At 76.1% G+C, this 21,238-nt stretch carries 13 protein-coding genes and 1 rRNA gene; 7 read left to right on the forward strand and 7 right to left on the reverse strand.

Annotated features, from left to right (window positions below; genetic code table 11):
* Positions 1 to 6 precede the first annotated feature (6 nt).
* Positions 7 to 123, forward strand: a 5S ribosomal RNA gene (gene rrf, locus J5O08_RS17845).
* A gap of 1,061 nt (positions 124 to 1,184) precedes the next feature.
* Here rrf and glgB read toward each other — a convergent pair.
* From glgB to J5O08_RS17870, 5 genes are all read right to left on the reverse strand, one after another.
* Positions 1,185 to 3,368: a 1,4-alpha-glucan branching protein GlgB gene (gene glgB, locus J5O08_RS17850; RefSeq protein ID WP_218708254.1), complete on the reverse strand. Its 2,184-nt coding sequence runs from the start codon at positions 3,366 to 3,368 to the stop codon at positions 1,185 to 1,187.
* Between the two features lie 64 nt (positions 3,369 to 3,432).
* The gene (locus tag J5O08_RS17855; protein WP_308281699.1) at positions 3,433 to 4,089 is read right to left on the reverse strand and encodes a GDSL-type esterase/lipase family protein; all 657 of its coding nucleotides are present in this window, start codon (positions 4,087 to 4,089) and stop codon (positions 3,433 to 3,435) included.
* An 80-nt stretch (positions 4,090 to 4,169) separates the two neighbouring features.
* Positions 4,170 to 5,585 carry an aminoglycoside phosphotransferase gene (locus tag J5O08_RS17860; RefSeq protein WP_218708256.1) on the reverse strand — a complete coding sequence of 472 codons (1,416 nt, stop codon included), beginning with the start codon at positions 5,583 to 5,585 and terminating at the stop codon, positions 4,170 to 4,172.
* The gene (treS, locus tag J5O08_RS17865) at positions 5,582 to 7,324 is read right to left on the reverse strand and encodes a maltose alpha-D-glucosyltransferase (RefSeq protein WP_218708265.1); all 1,743 of its coding nucleotides are present in this window, start codon (positions 7,322 to 7,324) and stop codon (positions 5,582 to 5,584) included. Before treS ends, J5O08_RS17860 begins: the two co-directional genes overlap by 4 nt.
* Positions 7,325 to 7,404: 80 nt before the next feature.
* A complete protein-coding gene (locus J5O08_RS17870) occupies positions 7,405 to 9,645 on the reverse strand; it encodes a maltotransferase domain-containing protein (protein ID WP_374225993.1) in 2,241 nt (746 codons plus the stop codon).
* A gap of 122 nt (positions 9,646 to 9,767) precedes the next feature.
* Between J5O08_RS17870 and glgP the strand changes: the two genes are divergently transcribed.
* The gene (gene glgP / locus J5O08_RS17875; protein ID WP_218708257.1) at positions 9,768 to 12,350 is read left to right on the forward strand and encodes an alpha-glucan family phosphorylase; all 2,583 of its coding nucleotides are present in this window, start codon (positions 9,768 to 9,770) and stop codon (positions 12,348 to 12,350) included.
* 163 nt (positions 12,351 to 12,513) lie between these two features.
* Here the strand turns inward: glgP and glgX are convergent, their stop codons facing one another.
* Positions 12,514 to 14,787: a glycogen debranching protein GlgX gene (glgX, locus tag J5O08_RS17880; protein WP_218708258.1), complete on the reverse strand. Its 2,274-nt coding sequence runs from the start codon at positions 14,785 to 14,787 to the stop codon at positions 12,514 to 12,516.
* 133 nt (positions 14,788 to 14,920) lie between these two features.
* Here glgX and J5O08_RS17885 point away from each other — a divergent pair, with 133 nt between their 5' ends.
* Entirely contained in the window at positions 14,921 to 15,754 is an 834-nt protein-coding gene (locus J5O08_RS17885) for an electron transfer flavoprotein subunit beta/FixA family protein (protein WP_218708259.1), read from the forward strand.
* Positions 15,754 to 16,743, forward strand: a complete 990-nt coding sequence (locus J5O08_RS17890) for an electron transfer flavoprotein subunit alpha/FixB family protein (protein ID WP_218708260.1) — start codon at positions 15,754 to 15,756, stop codon at positions 16,741 to 16,743. The genes J5O08_RS17885 and J5O08_RS17890 overlap by 1 nt, the downstream gene beginning before the upstream one ends.
* 28 nt (positions 16,744 to 16,771) lie before the next feature.
* Here J5O08_RS17890 and J5O08_RS17895 read toward each other — a convergent pair whose 3' ends face one another.
* Positions 16,772 to 17,767, reverse strand: a complete 996-nt coding sequence (locus tag J5O08_RS17895; protein ID WP_217613861.1) for a phosphotransferase — start codon at positions 17,765 to 17,767, stop codon at positions 16,772 to 16,774.
* A 39-nt stretch (positions 17,768 to 17,806) separates the two neighbouring features.
* On the opposite strand from J5O08_RS17895, the gene J5O08_RS17900 reads away from it, so the two are divergent.
* From J5O08_RS17900 to J5O08_RS17910, 3 genes are read left to right on the forward strand one after another with little or no spacing between them, the layout of a single operon-like run.
* A complete protein-coding gene (locus J5O08_RS17900) occupies positions 17,807 to 19,033 on the forward strand; it encodes a cysteine desulfurase family protein (RefSeq protein ID WP_218708261.1) in 1,227 nt (408 codons plus the stop codon).
* Positions 19,033 to 20,178: a tRNA 2-thiouridine(34) synthase MnmA gene (gene mnmA, locus J5O08_RS17905; RefSeq protein WP_218708262.1), complete on the forward strand. Its 1,146-nt coding sequence runs from the start codon at positions 19,033 to 19,035 to the stop codon at positions 20,176 to 20,178. Before J5O08_RS17900 ends, mnmA begins: the two co-directional genes overlap by 1 nt.
* Positions 20,175 to 21,218 (forward strand): hypothetical protein, encoded by a 1,044-nt coding sequence (locus J5O08_RS17910; RefSeq protein ID WP_218708263.1) that lies wholly within the window; start codon positions 20,175 to 20,177, stop codon positions 21,216 to 21,218. Before mnmA ends, J5O08_RS17910 begins: the two co-directional genes overlap by 4 nt.
* Positions 21,219 to 21,238 lie beyond the last annotated feature (20 nt).

Raw genomic sequence — 21,238 nt, forward strand, 5'->3', positions numbered from 1 at the left:
CAGAGTTACGGCGGTCATAGCGAAGGGGAAACGCCCGGTCCCATTCCGAACCCGGAAGCTAAGCCCTTCAGCGCCGATGGTACTGCACTCGCCAGGGTGTGGGAGAGTAGGACGCCGCCGGACATCATTTCAGAAAGAGCCATCCCTTCGGGGGTGGCTCTTTCTGTTTCCCCGGAAGTGCCCGGGACGGCTGCCCGATGGGCTGGCCGTGCCCGGTGCGCTCGCCGCACGCCGTCCTCGCACCGCTGCGGGGCCCGGGGAGCGCGCACAGCAGCGGGACGTGCCAGCTCCGGCCACGCGCGCGATCTGGCCCTTCTGCGCCGAGTGGGCAGGAGATGCTGCCTTCCACGCCTCGAGGGCAGCATCGACTGCCCGCTCGACGGGCGCCGCGTGGCTGGTCCGTTCAGACGCGAGCGCGCTCGTGGGCGGGTCGCCCCCGCCGAGATGGCAACTCTCGGCTGTGTCCGCGCACGAACGGACAGCCGACAGTTGTCCTCTCGGCGTGCGCCGCGTGCCCGCGGGGCGCGTCTGGGTCGCTCCTCACCTCACACCTCACGCCTCGGGCGCGCGCGCTGGGCGGGCAGGCGTCGCCCTCTGGGGAGGGTCGCAGTCAGCGTCTGCTGGGCGCGCGGCGCCGACTCAGCGACCGAGCGGTCTCGAGGTCCCGGGCGAGGTCAGCCGGCTGGGAGCGCCGTGCGTGTCCCCGCGGGTCCCGCCGAGCGGGCACTTGATGTCCCTGGCCGTGCATCGTGAGCAGCATCCGCTGCCCACTCGGCGAACCGGTGGGCCGCGCGGGTCAGCCGCAGGCTCGCCGAGTCTCCTCCGATGGACTGTCGCAGCAGGGCCGCTCGCAGCTCCAAGCTGGAGACTCGGCGCACCCGGGCGCGGTCAGGCGTCGACGGTGCAGGGCTCGGCTGCGCGGCGCGGGCCCCGACAGCCGAGAGCCGTCTTCTCGGCGGGACGGCGCGCTGCGGGGTGACATGCGGGGTTCCCGCGGCCCAGCAGCCGGGCCAGCCACACCGTCATGCGGCCGCGTCGCCCCCCCCGCGAGGCCGTACCGCGCGCCCGTCCCGTCCCGGCCCGGCCGAGTGCCGCGCCGCCACTCGCCGCCTCGCGCCGCGACTCCGGCGCCGTGCACCCGGCCCGACCGGGTGGCGCGCCGCCGCCGGTGGGATCGCGTCCTGCTACGCCGGGACGAGGTACAGGACGCCCAGGGGCGGGACGCGCAGGGTCGCCGAGAACGCGCGCCCGTGGTGCGGCTCCGGCCGGGCCTGGACCTGGCCGAGGTTGCCGACGCCGGAGCCGCCGTACTCCTCGGCGTCGGTGTTGACGGCCTCGATCCACGTGCCGCCCTGGGGGAGGGCCAGGCGGTAGCCCTCGTGCGGGACGCCGGAGAAGTTCACGACGACGGCGACGACGTTGCCGCGGTCGTCCCGGCGCAGGTACGCGAGGACGTTCCGGTCGGCGTCGTTGGCGTCGATCCACTCGAACCCCTGGGGGGAGTGGTCGAGCGCCCACATCGCGGAGTGCGAGCGGTAGAACCGGTTGAGGTCCCGGACGGCCGCCTGGACGCCGCGGTGCGGCGCGTGGTCGAGGAGGTACCAGTCGAGCGACCGGGACTCGGCCCACTCGGTGCCCTGCGCGAACTCGGTGCCCATGAAGATGAGCTGCTTGCCGGGGTGCGACCACTGGTAGGCGAGCAGCGCGCGGACGCCGGCGCGCTGCTGCCAGTCGTCGCCGGGCATCTTGCGCATGACGGAGCCCTTGCCGTGCACGACCTCGTCGTGGCTGATCGGCAGGACGAACTGCTCGGAGAACGCGTACACGAGCGAGAACGTCGCCTCGTGGTGGTGGTACCGGCGGTTGATCGGCAGCTCCGCGAGGTAGCGCAGCGTGTCGTTCATCCAGCCCATGTTCCACTTGAGGCCGAAGCCGAGGCCGCCGCCGCTCGTGGGCGTGGTGACGCCGGGCCACGCCGTGGACTCCTCGGCGATCATCATGACGCCCGGGGTCCGCCGGTAAGCGGTGGCGTTGGCCTCCTGGAGGAACGCGATCGCCTCGAGGTTCTCGCGGCCGCCGTGCACATTCGGGGTCCACTGGCCGGGCTCGCGCGAGTAGTCGAGGTAGAGCATCGAGGCGACGGCGTCGACGCGCAGGCCGTCGGCGTGGAACTCCTCGAGCCAGTAGGTCGCGTTGGCGACGAGGAAGTTCTTCACCTCGTTGCGGCCGAAGTTGAAGACGTAGGTGCCCCAGTCGAGCTGCTCGCCGCGCTGGGGGTCCGGGTGCTCGTAGAGCGGGGTGCCGTCGAACCGCGCGAGCGCCCACTCGTCCTTGGGGAAGTGCGCGGGCACCCAGTCGAGCAGGACGCCGACGCCGGCGCGGTGCAGGGTGTCGACGAGGTGCCGGAAGTCGTCAGGGTGGCCGAACCGGGAGGTCGGCGCGTAGTACGACGACACCTGGTAGCCCCAGGAGCCGCCGAACGGGTGCTCGGAGACGGGCAGGAACTCGACGTGGGTGAAGCCCATCTCGAGGACGTACGCGGTGAGCTGGTCGGCGAGCTCGCGGTAGGACAGGCCCTGCCGCCACGAACCGAGGTGCACCTCGTAGATGCTCATCGGGCCGGAGTGCGGGTCGTGCGACCGGCGCTGGTCGATCCAGTCCTGGTCGCCCCAGGCGAAGTCGGACTCGACGACGACGGACGCGGTGGCCGGCGGGACCTCGGTGCCCTTGGCGAGCGGGTCGGCCTTCTGCCGCCAGGTGCCGTCGGCACCGACGATCTCGAACTTGTACCGGGTGCCGGCGCCGACACCGGGGACGAACAGCTCCCAGACGCCGGACTCGCCGAGGGACCGCATGGCGTGCTGGGCGCCCTGCCAGTGGTTGAAGTCGCCCACGACCCGCACGGCCCGCGCGTTCGGCGCCCAGACGGCGAACGCGGTGCCGACCACGTCGCCGAGGGTGCCGGGGTAGCGGTGCACGTTCGCGCCGAGGACGGTCCACAGCTGCTCGTGCCGGCCCTCCTTGATGAGGTGCCGGTCGAGCTCCTGGACCGTGGGCAGGTAGCGGTAGGGGTCGTCGACCCGCTGGGTGTCCGCGCCGTAGGTGACGTCGAGGCGGTAGTCGACCACCTGCGTCTCGGGCAGCAGCGCGACCCAGATGCCGTCCTGCTCGTGCTCGGCGGGGGTGCTGCCGGTGGTGGTCACCACCTCGACGGCGTCGGCGAGCGGGCGCAGGGTCCGCACGACGAGACCGCTCGGGGTGAGGTGCGCACCCAGCACGGAGTGCGGGTCGTGGTGCGTGCCGGAGGCGACGGCGCGCAGCGTGTCGTGGTCGACGGTGACGGGCGACGTCTCGGCCGGGCGGTTCATGTGCCCACCCAACCACCACCCGGGCGTTCGCGCAGCCAGACGTCACCGAGCCGGGCGGCGGCACTCAGTCCCGCAGGACCGCCCCACCCGCCGCGGCCCACCATAGGTCCGCCAGCGCCCGGTGCCCGGCGGGGGTCGGGTGCACGCCGTCGGCCGCCAGCGCCGCGGCGCCGTGCTCCGCCGCGAGGGCCGCGAGGTGCGTCCCCGCCGGCACGAGGACGGCGCCGTGCTCGGCCGCGAGCCGGTGCACGACGGCGACCTTCGCGCCGAGGTCCTCGTCCCACCAGCGCTCCTGCTCCGCGGTCACGGGCACGACGAACGGCTCGACGAGGACCAGGCGCCGCACCCCGGCGGCCAGGGCGGACCCGAGCAGCCCGCGGTACGTGGCCTCGAACGCCTCGGCGGGCGTCGTCGCGCCGCGGTCGTAGCGGCGCCAGGTGTCGTTGATCCCGACGGCGACGGACAGCACGTCGGGCCGCTCGGCGAGGACGTCCGCCTGCCACCGGGCCGCCAGGTCGACGGCCCGGTCGCCGCCGACTCCGCGGTTGGTGACGCGGCAGCCGCGCAGCGGACCCTCCGCGAGCAGCCGGACGTAGCCGTCACCCAGGCCCTCGGGGTCGGCGCGGCGGCCGCAGTCCGTGACGGAGTCGCCGACGAGCAGCACGTGCGTCGGCGCGGGCTCGGGCACGCCGGGCAGGCCGGCCGAGGTCGCGGGGCTCACGCCGGGCAGTCTGCCAGGCGGCCCGGCCCGTGCGCGGCCGACCGGCCGCGCCGGGCCCGCCCCGTCAGCCGATCAGCCGATCAGCCGATCAGCCGCTGCACCCCCGCGAGCGGGATCGGCAGCCAGTCGGGGCGGTTCCGCGCCTCGTACACGGCCTCGTACAGCGCCTTGTCGAGCTCGAGCACCCGGAGCAGGTGCGCGCGGGTGCCCGGGTCGAGGTCGCCGCTCTCCGCCGAGTACCCGGCGAGGAAGGCGGCGCGCGCCACCTCGGTCCACGCGGCGGGCGCGTCGCCGACGGCCGCCGCGTAGTCGAAGGACCGGAGCATGCCCGCGGCGTCGCGGAGCGCGAGGTCGGGTCGGGTGCGCTGCGCGACGGGGAGCAGCGGCTCGCCCTCGAAGTCGAGGACGTACCAGGTGTCGTCGCCGCGGAGCACCTGCCCGAGGTGCAGGTCGCCGTGCACGCGCTGCCGGTGCGGCACGTCGCCGAGCAGCCGCGTGCGCTCGGCCAACGCGGCGACGGGGTCGGCGAACCCCTCGAGCTCCGGCACGATCCCGCTCGCCCAGGCGAACCGCGCGGCGAGCGCGTCGGCGACCCGGGCGGCGGCGGGGGACAGGCCCGGCTCGGGGTCGGCGGCGTGCCGGCCGCCGGACGAGCCGGCAGCCGGGACGCCCGCGTCCGCCGCCCCCGCCCCGTCCGCCGGCAGCACGTCGTCCGGCAGGGCCCGCGCCAGCGCCCGGTGCATCTGCCCGACGACCTCCCCGAGGTCCTCCGCGAGGTCGGCGAACGACTCGCCGCGCCGCGCGAAGTCGCACGCGAGCTCGAACCCGTCGTGCGCGCCCGGGACGAACGCGCTCAGCACGCCGAGGTGCCCGTGCGCGGTGCCGTCGCCGTCCGGCCACTCGGCGCCGAGCCAGGCCAACGGCCGCGGCACGTGCGTCCAGCCGACCTCGGCGAGCGCGCGCGGGACGTCGACGTCCGGGTTGTCGCCCTCGGTGAGGCCGCGGAACACCTTGAGCATGGCGGTGCTGCCGTCGGGGCCGGCCCCGGGCAGGATCACCGAGGTGTTGGACTGCTCGCCCGGCACGACCTTCGGGTCGCCGAGCGCGCCCAGCGCGTCGCCGTCCGCCGGCGCCGCGCCCTCGGGGCGGTCCGCGGCGGCGAGCCACGCCCGCTCGAACTCCGGCCGGCCGGCGCCGTCGACGACCGCGGTGCCGTCGGGCAGCCGCCCGATCAGCGCCGCGTCCCCGTCGACCACGTCGCCGCCGAGCACGACCGGCACCTGGAGCACGGCGCCGGTGCCGCCGCCCTCGGCGCGCAGCAGCAGGAGCCGCACGTCCGCCGCGCCCTCCGGGTCGGCGAGCGTCAGGCCGCCGATCGCGGTGACCCGCGCGTCGACCCCCTTGATCGGGAACCAGCGCCGTCCCGGGAGCCAGGGCGCCAGCAGCGCCGCCAGCGCGTCGTCCCGGTCCTCGTGGGCCACCCGTCGCTCGGTCATGCCGTCGTCACCGCCAGCCAGTAGAAGTCGCGCGAGCCGAGCGTGAAGGTCGCGGTGCCGTCGGGACCGACGTCGGGGAACTTGGCGCCGCCGAACACGTCCTGCAGCGTCGCGCCGGCGAGCTCCGGGGGCAGCCGCAGGGTCGACGCGCGCGCGGTCGAGGCGAGGTTCGCGACGCACAGCAGCGTCTCGTCGGCGTCCCGGCGCAGGAACGACAGCACCGCGTCGTTGTCCCCGGGCACGACCTCGAACGACCCGCGGCCGAGCGCCGGGTGCTGCCGCCGGACCATGAGCATGCCGCGCACCCAGTGCAGCAGCGACGTGGTCTGGGCGAGCTGCGCCTCGACGTTCACGTTGTTGTAGTGGTGCACGAGCGACTGGATCACCGGCAGGTAGAGCTTGCCGGGGTCGGCCGTCGAGAAGCCGGAGTTCCGGTCGGGCGTCCACTGCATCGGGGTTCGCACGGCGTCGCGGTCGGCGAGCCAGATGTTGTCGCCCATGCCGATCTCGTCGCCGTAGTACAGGCAGGGCGACCCGGGCAGGGACAGCAGCAGCGCGTGCGCGAGCTCGATCTCCTTGCGGGAGTCGTCGAGCAGCGGCGCGAGCCGCCGCCGGATGCCGATGTTGGCGCGCATCCGGGAGTCCGGCGCGTACCAGCCGTACATCGACGCGCGCTCCTCGGTGGACACCATCTCGAGCGTGAGCTCGTCGTGGTTCCGCAGGAACGTGCTCCACTGGCCGCCGCCGGGGATGGCCGGGGTGTCCGCGAGGATGTCGACGATCGACGTGGCCCGCTGGTCGCGCAGCGAGTAGTAGATGCGCGGCATCACCGGGAAGTGGAAGCACATGTGGCACTCGGGCTCGGCCTCGGTCCCGAAGTAGTGCACGACGTCCTCGGGCCACTGGTTGGCCTCGGCGAGCATGATCCGGCCCGGGAACTCCCGGTCGATCATCGCGCGCAGGTCGCGGAGGAACCGGTGGGTCTCCGGGAGGTTCTCGCAGTTGGTCCCGTCCCGCTCGAACAGGTACGGCACCGCGTCCAGCCGGAAGCCGTCGACGCCGACGCGCAGCCAGAACCGCGCGACGTCGAACATCGCCTCGACCACCCGCGGGTTGTCGAAGTTCAGGTCGGGCTGGTGGCTGAAGAACCGGTGCCAGAAGTACTGCCGGCGCACCGGGTCGAACGTCCAGTTGGACGTCTCGGTGTCGACGAAGATGATCCGCGCGTCCTGGTACCGGGTGTTGTCGTCGGACCACACGTAGAAGTCGCCGTAGGGGCCGTCCGGGTCGGACCGGGACGCCTGGAACCAGGGGTGCTGGTCGGAGGAGTGGTTCATCACCAGGTCGACCACGACGCGCATCCCGCGCTCGTGCGCCGCTGCGACCAGGTCGGTGAAGTCCTCGAGCGTGCCGTACTGCGCGGCGACCGCGGTGTAGTCCGACACGTCGTAGCCGCCGTCGCGCAGCGGGGACGGGTAGAACGGCGGCAGCCACAGGCAGTCGACGCCGAGCCACTGCAGGTAGTCGAGCCGCGCGGTGAGCCCCTTGAGGTCCCCGGAGCCCGAGCCGTCCGAGTCGGAGAACGACCGGATCATCACCTCGTAGAACACCGCGGTGCGGTACCACTCCGGGTCGTCGCTGAGCCCGCCGTGCTCGGCGCCCGGCACCGGCGGCTGCCGGCGCGCGGGCAGCGCGGTCGTGGCGATGGCGCCCGTGGCCGGCGCGGCGCCGTGCGGCACGTGCCCGCCCGCGCCCGTCACCGTCGGGACGACCCCCGTCGCGGACGGCACCGGCGTGCCGCCCGTCGCCCCTGCCGGGGTCACACCCGCTCCACCTGGATCACGTGCGCGACCCGGCTGTACGGGTCGAGCCGCACCCACGGGTGGGCGTCCCAGGCGTAGACCTCCTGGGACAGCACGTCGTGCGCGACGAACCGGGCGTCCGGGTCGAGCCCGAGCGCGGCCAGGTCCAGGTCGACGACGCCGTCGTGCGCCGAGCGCGGGTCGAGGTTGACGACGACCAGGACCGTGTCGTCCGCGCCGGTCGGCGACAGGTGCGCCGGCAGGTGCCGGGAGAACGCGACCAGCGACGGGTCCGACGTCGGGTGCACCGTGAGGTTGCGCAGCTGGCGCAGCGCGGGGTGCGCCCGGCGGATCTCGTTCAGCGAGCGCAGCAGCCGCGCGATGCCGAGCGGCTCCGCGGCCGCCCAGTCCCGGGGCTTGAACTCGTACTTCTCGTTGTCGATCTGCTCCTCGACCCCGGGCCGCGGCACGTCCTCGACGAGCTCGTAGCCCGAGTAGATGCCCCAGGTCGGCGAGCCGAGGGCCGCGAGCACCGCCCGCACCGCGAAGCCGGCGGTGCCGCCGGTCTGCATGTACGGCGTGAGGATGTCGTGGGTCGTCGGCCAGAACGACGGCCGCATCCACGAGCCCTGCTCGCCGGACACCTCCGCGAGGTACTCGGCGACCTCCTCCTTGGTGTTCCGCCAGGTGAAGTACGTGTACGACTGGTGGAAGCCGACCCGCGCCAGGTTGAGCATCATCGCGGGGCGGGTGAACGCCTCGGACAGGAACACGACCTCGGGGTGCGCGGCGCGGACGTCCGCCAGCAGCCACTGCCAGAACGACAGCGGCTTGGTGTGCGGGTTGTCCACGCGGAACGCGGTGACGCCGTGGTCGATCCAGACCTGCAGGACGCGGCGGATCTCGGCCGCGATACCCTCGGGGTCGTTGTCGAAGTTCAGGGGGTAGATGTCCTGGTACTTCTTCGGCGGGTTCTCCGCGTATGCGATCGTCCCGTCGAGCCGGGTGGTGAACCACTCCGGGTGCTCGGCGACCCACGGGTGGTCGGGGGAGCACTGCAGCGCCAGGTCGAGCGCCACCTCCAGGCCCTGGTCGCGGGCGGCGGCGACGAACGCGTCGAAGTCCTCGAACGTGCCCAGCGACGGGTCGATCGCGTCGTGCCCACCGTCCGGCGAGCCGATCGCGTACGGCGAGCCCGGGTCGCCCGGCTTCGCGTCCAGCGTGTTGTTGCGGCCCTTGCGGTGCGTGGTGCCGATCGGGTGGATCGGCGTCAGGTAGACGACGTCGAACCCGAGGCCGGCGATCCGCGGCAGGTCCTCGGCGGCGGTGCGCAGCGTGCCGGTGGTCCAGGTGCCGGTGGCGTCGTCGTAGGTGGCGCCGATCGACCGCGGGAAGATCTCGTACCAGGAGCCGGCGAGGGCCAGCGGGCGGTCGACGACCAGCGGGTAGGTGGGCGACGGGCTGACCAGCTCGCGGACCGGGTGGGCCGCGAGCGCGGCGCGCACCTCGGCGGACAGGCCGGCGGCGAGCCGGGCCTCCGCGGGGCGGGAGTCGTCGCGCAGCGCGGTGGCGGCGTCCCGGAGCACCCGCGCGTCGGCCTCGGGGATCGCGGCCCCGGCGTCGTCGGCGGTTCGGTCGGCGGCGCGGGACAGCAGGCGGGCGCCCTCCTCGAGGACGAGCTCGACGTCCACGCCCGCGCCGACCTTGAGCGGCGCGTCGTGCGCCCAGGTGCCGAACGGGTCGGACCAGCCCTCGACGCGGAAGCCCCAGGCCCCGGCCTCGTCGGGCACCAGGTGGGCCTCGTACCGGTCGAGGCCGGGGGCGATGTCGACCATCGTCGCCCGGGCGCGGTCGGTGCCGTCGGGGCCGACGAGCACCGCGGTCGCGGCGCAGGCGTCGTGCCCCTCGCGGAACACGGTGGCGCGGACCGGCACCGCCTCGCCGACCGTCGCCTTGGCGGGCCAGCGGCCGGCCTCGGCGACGGGGGAGACGTCCACGACCGGGATCCGGCCGATGGGCGCGTGGTCGGGCCGGGCCGCCTCCGCGACCGCCTCGGCCGTGGCGACCGCCTTGGCGGGGCTCGCGGCCTTGCGGGCGCGGCGGGTCGGCGCGGGGGGCGGGTCGGCCGCGGCGGCGGGCGCGGGTCCGGGGACCGGGGCGGTGGTCGTGGGGGGCGGCACGTCGGTGGCCGCGGAGGTCGCGCGCGACGGCCGGGCGGGACGGGACGCGGGCTGGCGCGGCGAGGGTGTCGACGTCACGGGACCGAACCTATCCACTGGTGCCGGGCCCAGCCATCCGGACGGCCGACCTCGTGGGTGGCGTGCACGAATAGGACCCAGGTGCTGTTCCGGGCGGCCCCGCAGTGCCTAGGCTCGGGCGGGTGAGAGCCATCCGCCGATTCACCGTCCGCACCTCGCTGCCCGCCGAGCTCGCCGACCTGGACGAGCTCGCCCACAACCTGCGCTGGTCCTGGCACGCGCCGACCCGCGACCTGTTCGCCCGCATCGACCCCGCGCTGTGGGACGAGGTGCACGGCGACCCGGTCGCGCTGCTCGGCGCCCTGCGCCCGGAGCGGTTGGCCGAGCTGGCCGCCGACCCCGACGTCGTGGCCGCGGTGCGTGCGGCGACGGCGGACCTGCACGAGTACCTGGAGGCGCCGCGCTGGTACCAGCGCCGGCAGGCCTCCGACCCGTCGCTGCCCGCCGCGATCGGCTACTTCTCCCCGGAGTTCGGCATCACCGCCGTGCTGCCGCAGTACTCCGGCGGCCTCGGCATCCTGGCCGGCGACCACCTGAAGAGCGCGTCCGACCTGGGCGTGCCGGTGATCGGCGTCGGGCTGCTGTACGGCGCCGGCTACTTCAAGCAGTCGCTCACCCGGGACGGCTGGCAGCAGGAGACCTACCCGCTGCTCGACCCCGACGGCATGCCGCTCACCCTGGTCCGCGAGCACGACGGCACCCCCGCGGTCGTGTCCATCGCGCTGCCGGGCGACCGCACGCTGCACGCGCACGTCTGGACGGCGACGGTCGGCCGGGTGCCGCTGCTGCTGCTCGACTCCGACGTGCCCGAGAACGACGAGGCCGCCCGCAAGGTCACCGACCGGCTGTACGGCGGCGGCGGCGAGCACCGGCTGCAGCAGGAGCTGCTGCTCGGCGTGGGCGGCGTGCGCGCGCTGCGCGTCTGGTCCCGGCTGACCGGCGCGCCGGAGCCGGAGGTCTACCACACCAACGAGGGCCACGCCGGGTTCCTGGGCGTCGAGCGGATCCGCGAGCTGGTGACGGGCGCGGGTCTCGGGTTCGACGAGGCGCTCGAGGCCGTCCGCGCGGCCACGGTGTTCACCACGCACACCCCCGTGCCCGCCGGCATCGACCGGTTCGAGGCCGGGCTGGTGCAGCAGTACTTCGGCGGCGCGAACGCCGCGGCCGGCGTCCCGGTGCAGCGCGTGCTCGCGCTCGGGGCTGAGGACTACCCGGGCGGCGACCCGACGATGTTCAACATGGCCGTCATGGGCCTGCGGCTCGGCGGCCGCGCCAACGGTGTCTCGCTGCTGCACGGCGAGGTCTCGCGCGGCATGTTCAACGGCCTGTGGCCGGGCTTCGACGACGTCGAGGTGCCGATCACCTCGGTGACCAACGGCGTGCACGCCCCGACCTGGGTCGACCGGCGACTGTCCGACCTCGCGGCCGAGCGGCTGTCCGGCGAGGAGATCGCCGCGGGCGTCGGCTGGCTGCGCACCGACGCGATCACCGACGAGGAGCTGTGGGGGATGCGGCGGACGCTGCGCGCGCAGCTCGTCGCGGACGCCCGGCGTCGGGTGCGGCACTCCTGGGGGCAGCGCGGCGCGAGCCCGGCCGAGCTCGGCTGGGTGGACGACGTGCTGTCGCCGGACGTGCTGACCATCGGGTTCGCGCGCCGGGTGCCGACCTACAAGCGGCTCACCCTCATGCTGCGCGACCCCGAGCGGCTCCGCGCCCTGCTCACCCACCCCGAGCGGCCCGTGCAGCTCGTCATCGCCGGCAAGTCGCACCCCGCCGACGACCAGGGCAAGCGGCTCATCCAGCAGCTCGTCCGGTTCGCCGACGACGCCGGGGTGCGGCACCGCATCGTGTTCCTGCCGAACTACGACATCGCGATGGCCCAGACCCTCTACCCGGGCTGCGACGTCTGGCTGAACAACCCGCTGCGCCCGCTCGAGGCCTGCGGCACCTCCGGCATGAAGGCAGCGCTCAACGGCGGGCTCAACCTGTCGATCCTCGACGGGTGGTGGGACGAGTGGTTCGACGGCGAGAACGGCTGGGCCATCCCGACCGCCGACGGCGTCGAGGACCCCGACCGGCGCGACGACCTCGAGGCCGCCGCGCTGTACGAGCTGATCGAGCACCAGGTGGCGCCGCGGTTCTACGACCGCGACGAGCGCGGGCTGCCGGGTCGCTGGCTGGAGATGGTGCGGCACACGCTGGCCACGCTCGGCCCGAAGGTCCAGGCCACCCGGATGGTCGCCGACTACGTCGAGCGGCTGTACGCGCCGGCGGCGGTCGCCGGCCGGGCGCTCGCGGGCGACTCGGCGTACGCCGGGGCGCGGGAGCTCGCCGCCTGGAAGGGCCGCGTGCGGTCCGGCTGGCAGCACGTCCGGGTCGACCACGTCGAGTCCGGCGGCGTCCGGGAGGTGCCGCAGGTCGGCGACACGCTGCACGTGAAGGCCTACGTCGCCCTCGGTGACCTCAAGCCCGAGGACGTCGAGGTGCAGGTCGTGCACGGCAAGGTCTCCGAGGCCGACGAGCTGCACGGCTTCACCGTCGACCCGCTGGCGCTCGCGGACACCTACGAGGGCGGCCGCTACGGGTTCGCCGGGGACCTGGTCCTCGACGCGTCCGGACCGTTCGGGTACTCGGTCCGCGTCGTCCCGCGGCACGACGGCCTGGCGTCGGTGGCCGAGGTGGGCCTGGTGGCGAACGCGGGCTGACCGTCCGTCGGCGGCCGAACCCCCGCCGAACCCCCGCCGAGATAGGACCGTCGCCCCCAGATAGGGCCCAGGCCGGTCCTATCTCGGCGGGGAGGTCCTATCTCGGCGGGGGTCTCGGCCGGCGGGGCTTCTCTCGCCGGGGAGGGGCCGGGCGCGGCGCGGGTCAGGCGACGTAGACGCGGAGGCTCAGGGGCTCCAAGGTCGCGCGGGTGCCCGCGGGCTGGTGCAGGGCGCCGTTGAGGTCGGCCGTGTCGGCCTCGCCGGGGTGCTCCCAGGTGGAGTCCCAGGCGAGCCGCCACGTCGTCCCCGCGTCCGGCGCACCCGCGTCGGCCGGAGCCTCCGGGGCCTCCGGTGCCTCCACGTCCGGGTCCGCGAGGACCACGTCGACCGGGTCCAGCGACCCGTTGACCACCAGCAGCACGGCGTCGCCGTCGGCGGTGCGCAGCATCTGCAGCGTCCGCAGGTCCGCGTCGTGCCACCGCTCGTGGGTGAACACCGCCCCCGCGGGATCGAACCAGGCCAGGTCGGGCCGCCCGTCGGTCCCGGCGCGGCCGGTGAAGAACCGGGCGCTGCGCAGCGCCGGGTGCGCCCGCCGCAGGGCGGTGAGGTGCCGGGTCGTGGCCAGCAGGTCCCGGCGCCACGGCGCGAGGTCCCAGGACACCCAGGACAGCGGCGAGTCCTGGCAGTAGGCGTTGTTGTTGCCGCGCTGGGTGCGGCCGAGCTCGTCGCCGGCGGTGAGCATCGGCGTGCCCGCGGCGAGCAGCAGGGTCGCGAGCAGGTTCCGGATGGACCGGCGGCGCAGCGGCACGATGTCCGCGGCGACGGAGTCGGCGGCGACGTGCCCCTCGACGCCGTGGTTCCAGGACCGGTTGTCGTCCGAGCCGTCGCGGTTCTGCTCGCCGTTGGCCTCGTTGTGCTTGTGCTCGTACGCCACGAGGTCGGCAAGCGTGAACCCGTCGTGCGCCGTGACGTAGTTGACCGACGCGCGCGGGCCGCGGGCGAGCGGCGGGTCGGACCGCCCGAACAGGTCGACGGACCCGGCCAGCCGGGTCGCGAGGTCCCGGACCCGGTGCTCGGGCAGGCCGTGGGCCGCGCGGGCCGGGTCGGCGAGCCAGAACGACCGCACGGAGTTGCGGAACCGGTCGTTCCACTCGGCGAACGGCGGCGGGAACTGCCCGGTCCGCCAGCCGCCCGGCCCGACGTCCCAGGGCTCCGCGACCAGCTTGAGGCCGTGCAGGGCAGGGTCGGTGGCGGCCGCGACCAGGAACGGGTGGTCGGGGTCGAAGCCGGCGTGCCCGCGCCCGAGGGTCACCGCCAGGTCGAACCGGAAGCCGTCGACCCCGACCTCCTGCGCCCAGTACCGCAGCGAGTCGAGCGCGAGCCGGACGACCTCGGGGCGCCGGAAGTCCAGGGTGTTGCCCGTCCCGGTGACGTCCGCCAGGGCCGCCGGGTGGGCGCCGTCGTGCAGGTAGTACACCGCGGAGTCGAGGCCGCGCCAGGACAGGTGCTGGCCGGGCAGGCCGCCCTCGCAGGTGTGGTTGTAGACGACGTCGAGGAGCACCTCGATGCCCGCCTCGTGCAGCGCGTGCACGGCGGTGCGCAGCTCGTCGAGCACCGCGGCGGGCCCGGCGGCGCGCGCGGCGGCGGTCGCGTAGGGGGCGTGCGGGGCGAAGAAGCCCAGCGTGCTGTAGCCCCAGTAGTTGGTGAGGCCGCGCTGCACGAGGTGCGGCTCCGCGGAGAACGCGTGCACCGGCAGCAGCTCGAGGGCGGTGACGCCGAGCGCGCGCAGGTGGTCCACGACGGCCGGGTGGCCGAGCGCCGCGTAGGTGCCCCGCAGGTGCGGCGGCAGCTCGGGGTGCCGGACGGTGAGGCCCTTGACGTGCGCCTCGTAGACGACGGTGTCGGTCCACGGGGTGTGCGGCCGGTTGGCGGCGGGGTCGACCGCGTCGCCCGCGCCCCGGCGTCCCGGGCGGCGGTCCAGGACGACGGCGTGCGGCACGTGCGCGACCGAGTCCCGGGGGTCGGGCTCGCCGGCGGGGTCGCCCCGCAGCGCGTCGTCGACGACGTGCCCGTACGTCGCCGGGCCGTGGTCCACCTCGCCGACCAGCCCGCGGGCGTACGGGTCGACCAGCAGCTTCGCCGGGTTGTACCGCAGGCCGGCGCCCGGGTCCCACGGGCCGTGCGCACGCAGGCCGTACCGCTGGCCGGGCCGGACGCCGGGGACCCGCGCGCTGAACACGCCCAGGTCCGGGCCGTCGAGCCGGACGCGGCGCTCGGCCCAGCCGGTCGGCGCGGCCGGGTCGGGGTCGAGCAGGCACAGGTCGACGGCGTCCGCGTGCGGCGCGAGCACGCCGACCTCGACGCCGTCGTCGGTCGCGTGCACCCCGAGGCGGGGCGGCGGGCCGGGGTGCGGGGCGGCGGGGGTCACGCGCCCCATTGTGGCCCGGACGCGGGGCTCCGCGGGGCCGCGACCTGGGGCTCCGGCGCCGCGGGGCGGGCGGCGGCACCGCGTCGTCCACCGGGACCGGGTCCCGTGCACCCGCTCCCGCGGGGCGGGTAACGTTCCCGGGGTGAGAATCGTGGTGTGCGTGAAGCACGTGCCCGACATCCAGTCCGAGCGCGCGCTGGGGCCCGACGGGCGCCTCGTCCGCGACGGCGGCGACGGCACCATCAACGAGCTGGACGAGAACGCGGTCGAGGCCGCGGTCGTCCTGGCCGAGCAGGTGCGCGACGCCGGCGACGAGGCCGAGGTCGTCGTGGTGACGGTCGGCCCGGACGACGCCGAGGACGCGGTGCGCCGTGGCCTGCAGCTGGGCGCCGACGCGGCCGTGCACGTGCTCGACGACGCCGTCGCCGGCTCCGACGTGTTCGGCACCGCCGCCGTGCTCGCCGCGGTGCTGCGCCGGCTGGGGGAGCAGGCGCCGGTCGACCTGGTCGTCACCGGCATGGCCGGCCTCGACGGGCTGACCTCGCTGCTGCCCGCGGCGCTCGCGGCCACGCTCGACCTGCCGCAGCTCACGCTCGCCGCCGAGGTCACGCTCGCGGACGGCGCCGTCACGGTGCGCCGCGACCTGGACCACGCCGTCGAGGAGCTCACCGCGCCGCTGCCCGCGCTGGTGTCGGTCACCGACCGCGCCAACGAGCCGCGCTACCCGAACTTCCAGGGGATCATGGCCGCCCGGAAGAAGCCGGTGGAGACGCTGACGCTCGCTGACCTGGGCGTCGACCCGGCCACCGTGGGCGCAGCGGGTGCCCGCACCGAGGTGCTGGAGGCCGCGCACCGACCGCCGCGCACCGACCGGGTGCTGGTCACCGACGACGGCCAGGCGGGCGCGCGGCTCGCCGCGTGGCTGCTGGAGCGCGACCTGGTCCGCACCACCCCCGCGACCGGAGAGGTCCTCTGATGGCGACCGTCCTCGTCCTGCTGGACCACGCCGAGACCGGCGCCCTGCGCGGCAGCGTCCTGGAGCTGGCCACGGCGGCCCGCGACCTCGCCGACGGCGGCGAGGTGCACGGCCTGTGGGTCGGCGACGAGCCGGTCGACCCGGCGCTGCCCGTCCTCGGCCGGCACGGCGTGGCCGTCGTGCACCAGGTGTCCACCGGCGCCGTCGACGCCCGGCTGACCCCCGTGCTCGCCGAGGTGCTCGCCGAGGCCGTGCGGGAGACCGGTGCCACGGTGCTCCTCGCGCTGTCGACCTTCGAGAACAAGGAGGCGGCCGCGCGGCTCGCCGTCGCCACCGGGGCGGGCGTCGTCACCGACGCCGCCGCGGTCGAGCGGGACGCCGAGGGCCGGGTCGTCGCGTCCAAGACCGTGCTCGCGGGCACCTGGACCACCCGGTGCGCCGTGCGGACCGACCTCGCCGTCGTGCTCCTCAAGGCCGGCGCGGTGGTGTCCCGGCACGTCGAGGCGGAGGCGCCGTTGGCGCCCGAGCTGCGCACCCGCGCGCTCGCCGTCTCCGAGCGGGCGACCCGCGCGGCGCTCGTGCGGCGCACCCCCGCGGCGCCCTCGGACCGGCCCGACCTGTCGTCGGCCGACGTGGTCGTCGTGGGCGGTCGGGGGACCGAGGGCGACTTCGCGCCGATCGAGGCGCTCGCGGACGAGGTCGGCGGCGCGGTCGGCTCGACGCGCGTCGCCACCGACGAGGGCTGGATCGGGCACGAGACCCAGATCGGGCAGACCGGTGTGACCGTGTCGCCGCGGCTGTACATCGGCGCGGGCGTGTCCGGGGCGGTGCACCACCGCGGCGGCATGCAGGCGTCCGGGACGATCGTGGCGATCAACCCCGACCCGGAGGCGCCGATCTTCGAGATCGCCGACTACGGCATCGTCGGGGACCTGTTCACGGTGCTCCCGCAGGTGACCGAGGAGCTCCGCCGGCTGCGGCAGGGCTGAGGCCGACCCGGGCGGGGCGGCCGGGGGCTCAGGCCAGCGCGCGGAGCCACTCCACCGCGTGCCGGCCCTGGGCCCCCTGGAACCGGCGCAGGTTCGGGATCCCGACCGGCGCGGGCTGCAGCGCGCCGTGCACGAAGTAGCCCGCGAGCCCCGCGACGGCGGCGCGCAGCCGCTCCTGCTCGACGCCCTTCGACGCCGGCCGGGTCCAGAACAGGTCCTGCGGCTCGCCGCCGCCCTGCATTGCGACGCTCGGCAGCATGAACGCGAGGTCCAGCCACGGGGCGCCCACGCTCGCGTGCGGCCAGTCGATCAGCGCGACCCGGCCGCCCTCGTGGTCGTGGTCGACCATGACGTTGTCCGCGCGCAGGTCGCCGTGCACCAGCGCGCTGCCCGCGCACGCGGCGAGCGCGTCGTCCTCCCAGGCGACCAGGGAGTCCAGGTGCGCGAGCACCCAGGCGCCGGCCTCGCCGGTCCGGGCGGCGAGCGCGTCGAGGTCCGCGCCGGGGCGGTCCGCGATGGTCCGCCAGCCGGTGAAGTCGCCGGCCAGCGTCTCGGCGCTCGGGCGCAGCTCGTGCCCCGGCAGCGGCTCGGCCTCGGCCAGCGTGTCCAGCGCCGCGAGCACGAGGGCGAGCTCGTCGTGGCGCCAGGGGAGCAGCGGCGGCCGGCCGGGCGCCACCTCGAAGCCCAGCAGCACCCAGTCGCCGTCGTCGTCCGACCACAGCAGCGCCGGCGCGGGGACCTGGGGCGGCAGCGCCGCGGCGGCGCGCACCTCGGCCCGGGCCAGCTCCGGGGACTCCGGGTTCTGCTCGGGCGACACGGCCTTGACGAACACGCCGCGCCCGTCCGCCAGCTCGAGGACCGCGGCGAACCCCGGGCTGAACCCGGTGGTCGCGCTGGTCTCGGCCGTCACCTGGGCGCCCGCGAGCTCGGAGATCCGGGTGCGGACGGACCGCGGGAGGTCCCGCCAGTCCAGCCGTTGCCCGCTGAAGGCCAGCGGAGGCGTCGTCGCGTCGTCGGCACTCACGCGCCACATCCTGACAGAACGATTCGTAGACTTCTGCGGGTGAGCGCGTATCTGGACCACGCGGCCACGACGCCCGTGCTCCCGGAGGCGGCTGCCGTCCTGGTCGAGCACCTGTCCCGCACCGGCAACCCCTCGTCCCTGCACACCGCGGGCCGGGCCGCCCGGCGCGCCGTCGAGGAGGCCCGCGAGACGCTGGCCGCGGCGCTCGGCGCGCGGCCCAGCGAGGTGCTGCTGACCGGCGGGGGCACCGAGGCCGACAACCTCGCGGTGAAGGGCCTGTTCTGGGCCCGCACCGCCCAGGACCCGGCGCGGCGCCGCGTCCTGGTGTCGGCCGTGGAGCACCACGCGGTGCTGGACCCGGCGTTCTGGCTGGCCGAGCACGCGGGGGCGGAGATCGTCCTGCTCCCCGTCGACGACGAGGGCCGGGTGCGCCTCGACGCGCTGCGCGACGAGCTCGCCGAGCACGCCGGGCAGACCGCCCTGGTGTCGGTGATGTGGGCGAACAACGAGGTCGGCACCCTGCAGCCGCTCGCCGAGGTGGTCGCGCTCGCGCACGCCCACGGCGTCCCCGTGCACGCCGACGCCGTGCAGGCCGTCGGGCAGGTGCCGGTCGACTTCGCCGCCTCCGGGCTGGACGCGATGACCGTCACGGGGCACAAGCTCGGGGGGCCGGTCGGCGTCGGCGCGCTCCTCGCGCGGCGCGAGCTCGACCTGGTGCCGGTGCTGCACGGCGGCGGCCAGGAGCGCGGCGTGCGCTCGGGCTCGCTCGACGTGCCGGCGATCGCGGCGTTCGCGGTGGCGGTCGACGCGGCCGTGCGCGGGCGCGAGCAGGCGGCGGCGCGGCTCGCCGACCTCCGGGACGCGCTGGTCGCCGGCGTGCGCGCGACGGTGCCCGACGCGGTGCTGCGCGGGCCCGCCGACCCGGCGGACCGGCTGCCCGCCAACGCGCACTTCACGTTCCCGGGCTGCGAGGGCGACTCGCTGCTCTACCTGCTCGACTCCGCGGGCGTCGAGTGCTCGACCGGGTCGGCCTGCCAGGCGGGCGTGCCGCAGCCGAGCCACGTCCTGCTCGCGATGGGGCTGGACGAGGCGGACGCGCGCGGGGCGCTGCGGTTCTCGCTCGGCTGGCCGTCGACGCGCGACGACGTGGACGCGCTGCTCGCGGCGCTGCCGGGCGTCGTGGACCGCGCGCGGTCCGCGGGGCTCGCGGGCGGCGGGCGGTCGGCGGGCGCGGCCGGTGCCCGGTCGACGGCGGGGGCGGCCTGATGCGGGTGCTCGCGGCGCTGTCCGGCGGCGTCGACTCCGCGGTGGCGGCCGCCCGCGCGGTCGACGCCGGCCACGACGTCGTCGGCGTGCACATGGCGCTGTCGCGCAACCGGGCGCAGATGCGCACCGGTTCCCGCGGCTGCTGCTCGATCGAGGACGCCGGCGACGCCCGGCGCGCGGCCGACGTGCTGGGGATCCCGTACTACGTGTGGGACCTGTCCGAGCGGTTCGAGGACACCGTCGTCGCCGACTTCCTGTCCGAGTACGAGGCGGGCCGCACGCCCAACCCGTGCGTGCGGTGCAACGAGCACATCAAGTTCGACGCGCTGCTCGACAAGGCGCTGGCGCTGGGCTTCGACGCGGTGGCGACCGGGCACTACGCCTCCGCCATCGCGGGGCCGGACGGCGCGCCGGTGCTGCGCCGCGCGCGCGACCTGGCGAAGGACCAGTCCTACGTGCTGGCGGTCATGGGCCCGGAGCGGCTCGCGCGGGCGATCTTCCCGCTCGGCGACGTCGCGTCCAAGGACGAGGTCCGCGCCGAGGCGGCCGCCCGCGGGCTGAGCGTCTCCGCCAAGCCCGACTCGTACGACATCTGCTTCGTGGCCGACGGCGACACCCGCGGGTTCCTCCGGGACCGGCTCGGCTCGCGCCCGGGCGAGGTCGTCGACGCCGACGGCACGGTGCTCGGCACGCACGACGGCGCCTACGGGTACACCGTCGGGCAGCGCAAGGGCCTGCAGCTCGGGCGTCCCGCGGCCGACGGGAAGCCGCGGTACGTGCTGGCGATCGAGCCGGTGAGCAACCGGGTCGTGGTCGGCGGTGCGGAGGCGCTCGAGGTCGGCGCGGTCGAGGCGCGGGACGCGGTGTGGTTCGGCGCCGCGCCGGCGGACTGGACGGCGTGCCTGCTGCAGGTGCGGGCGCACGGCGCGGCGGTGCCCGCACGGGCGCGCGCCACGGCGGCGGGCCGGATCGAGATCCGGGTCGACGGGTCGCTGCGCGGGGTCGCGGCGGGCCAGTCGGCCGTGCTCTACGGCGGGACGGACGGGGACGTGGTGCTGGGTCAGGGGACGGTCGAGCGGACGGAGCGCGCCTCCGCGGGCGCCGCGGACGGGGCCGTCGCCGGCCGCTCCGGGGCGACCGCGTGACGGCGGTCGGCGGGACCGGGCCCTGGCCGGGCTCGGAGCCGCTCGAGGCCCAGACGACCGTGCTCGGCGACGTCGCGGCGGCGCCGTCCGGCGTCGACGGGCTGCCCTGGACCGTGCGGCTGCCCGAGCGCGGGCCGTTCGGCAGCCTCGCCGCCCAGGCGCTGGGCCTCCTCGTCGAGCTGCCCGCCGAGCTCGGGCCGCACGGCTGGCGGCTCGCGGACCGGCCCGGCGCGGACGCCACCCGGCTGGCCGCGCTGCGCCGGGAGGACCTGGACGCGCTCGCGGTCGCCGCGCACGGCTGGGACGGCCCGCTGGTCGTGCCCGTCGCCGGGCCGCTGACCCTCGCCGCGGGCGTGTACCTGGCGCGGGGCGACCGCGCGGTCGCCGACCCGGGCGCCGTCGCGGAGCTGGCCGAGTCGCTGGCCGCCGGCGTCGCCGAGCACCTCGACGCGATCCGCCGGGCGGTCCCCGGCGCGCGGCCGACCGTGCTGCTGCACGAGCCGCTGCTCGCGCAGGTGGTCGCGGGCGTGCTGCCGTCGTTCTCCGGGTACGCCCGGCTGCGCTCCGTGGCGGCGCCGGTGGCGTCGGAGCGGATCGGGGCGGTCGTCGCCGGGGTGCGGGCCGGCGGGGCCGAGCGCGTGGTGCTGCACGTCGGCGCCGGTGCGGCGGCGGTCGGGGCCGCGCGCGGCGCCGGGGCGGACGCGGTGGGGCTGGAGGTCGCCGGGCTCGACGAGCGCCGGTGGGAGTCCGTCGCCGAGTCCGTCGAGGGCGGCCTCGCGCTGTGGGCGTCCGTGCCGCAGCCGGAGACGTCGCAGTGCGCGGGCCCCGACGTGCGTGGGGTCGCGGACGCGGTGCTCCGCGGCTGGGAGCGGGTCGGGCTGTCCCGGGCGGGGCTGCGGGACGTCGTGCTGCTCGCGCCCGCGGGGCCGACGGTGCCCGGCGGCCCGGCGGGCGCGCGGGTCGACCCGGCGGCGGCGCGGGCGACGCTCGCGACCGTGGCGCGGGCGGCGGCGGTCGTGGTCGAGCGGGCGGAGTCGTGAGCGGGGGCGCGGGGCTGCCG

The organism is Cellulomonas sp. PS-H5 (assembly GCF_019265565.1).
Classification (GTDB): Bacteria; Actinomycetota; Actinomycetes; order Actinomycetales; family Cellulomonadaceae; genus Cellulomonas.

Bases quoted from the DNA above. Each gene is read 5' to 3' on its own strand.
- glgB (WP_218708254.1), bottom strand. From the start codon at position 3,368: ATGAACCGCCCGGCCGAGACGTCGCCCGTCACCGTCGACCACGACACG.
- J5O08_RS17860 (WP_218708256.1), bottom strand. From the start codon at position 5,585: ATGACCGAGCGACGGGTGGCCCACGAGGACCGGGACGACGCGCTGGCG.
- glgX (WP_218708258.1), bottom strand. From the start codon at position 14,787: ATGGGGCGCGTGACCCCCGCCGCCCCGCACCCCGGCCCGCCGCCCCGC.
- J5O08_RS17890 (WP_218708260.1), top strand. From the start codon at position 15,754: ATGGCGACCGTCCTCGTCCTGCTGGACCACGCCGAGACCGGCGCCCTG.
- mnmA (WP_218708262.1), top strand. From the start codon at position 19,033: ATGCGGGTGCTCGCGGCGCTGTCCGGCGGCGTCGACTCCGCGGTGGCG.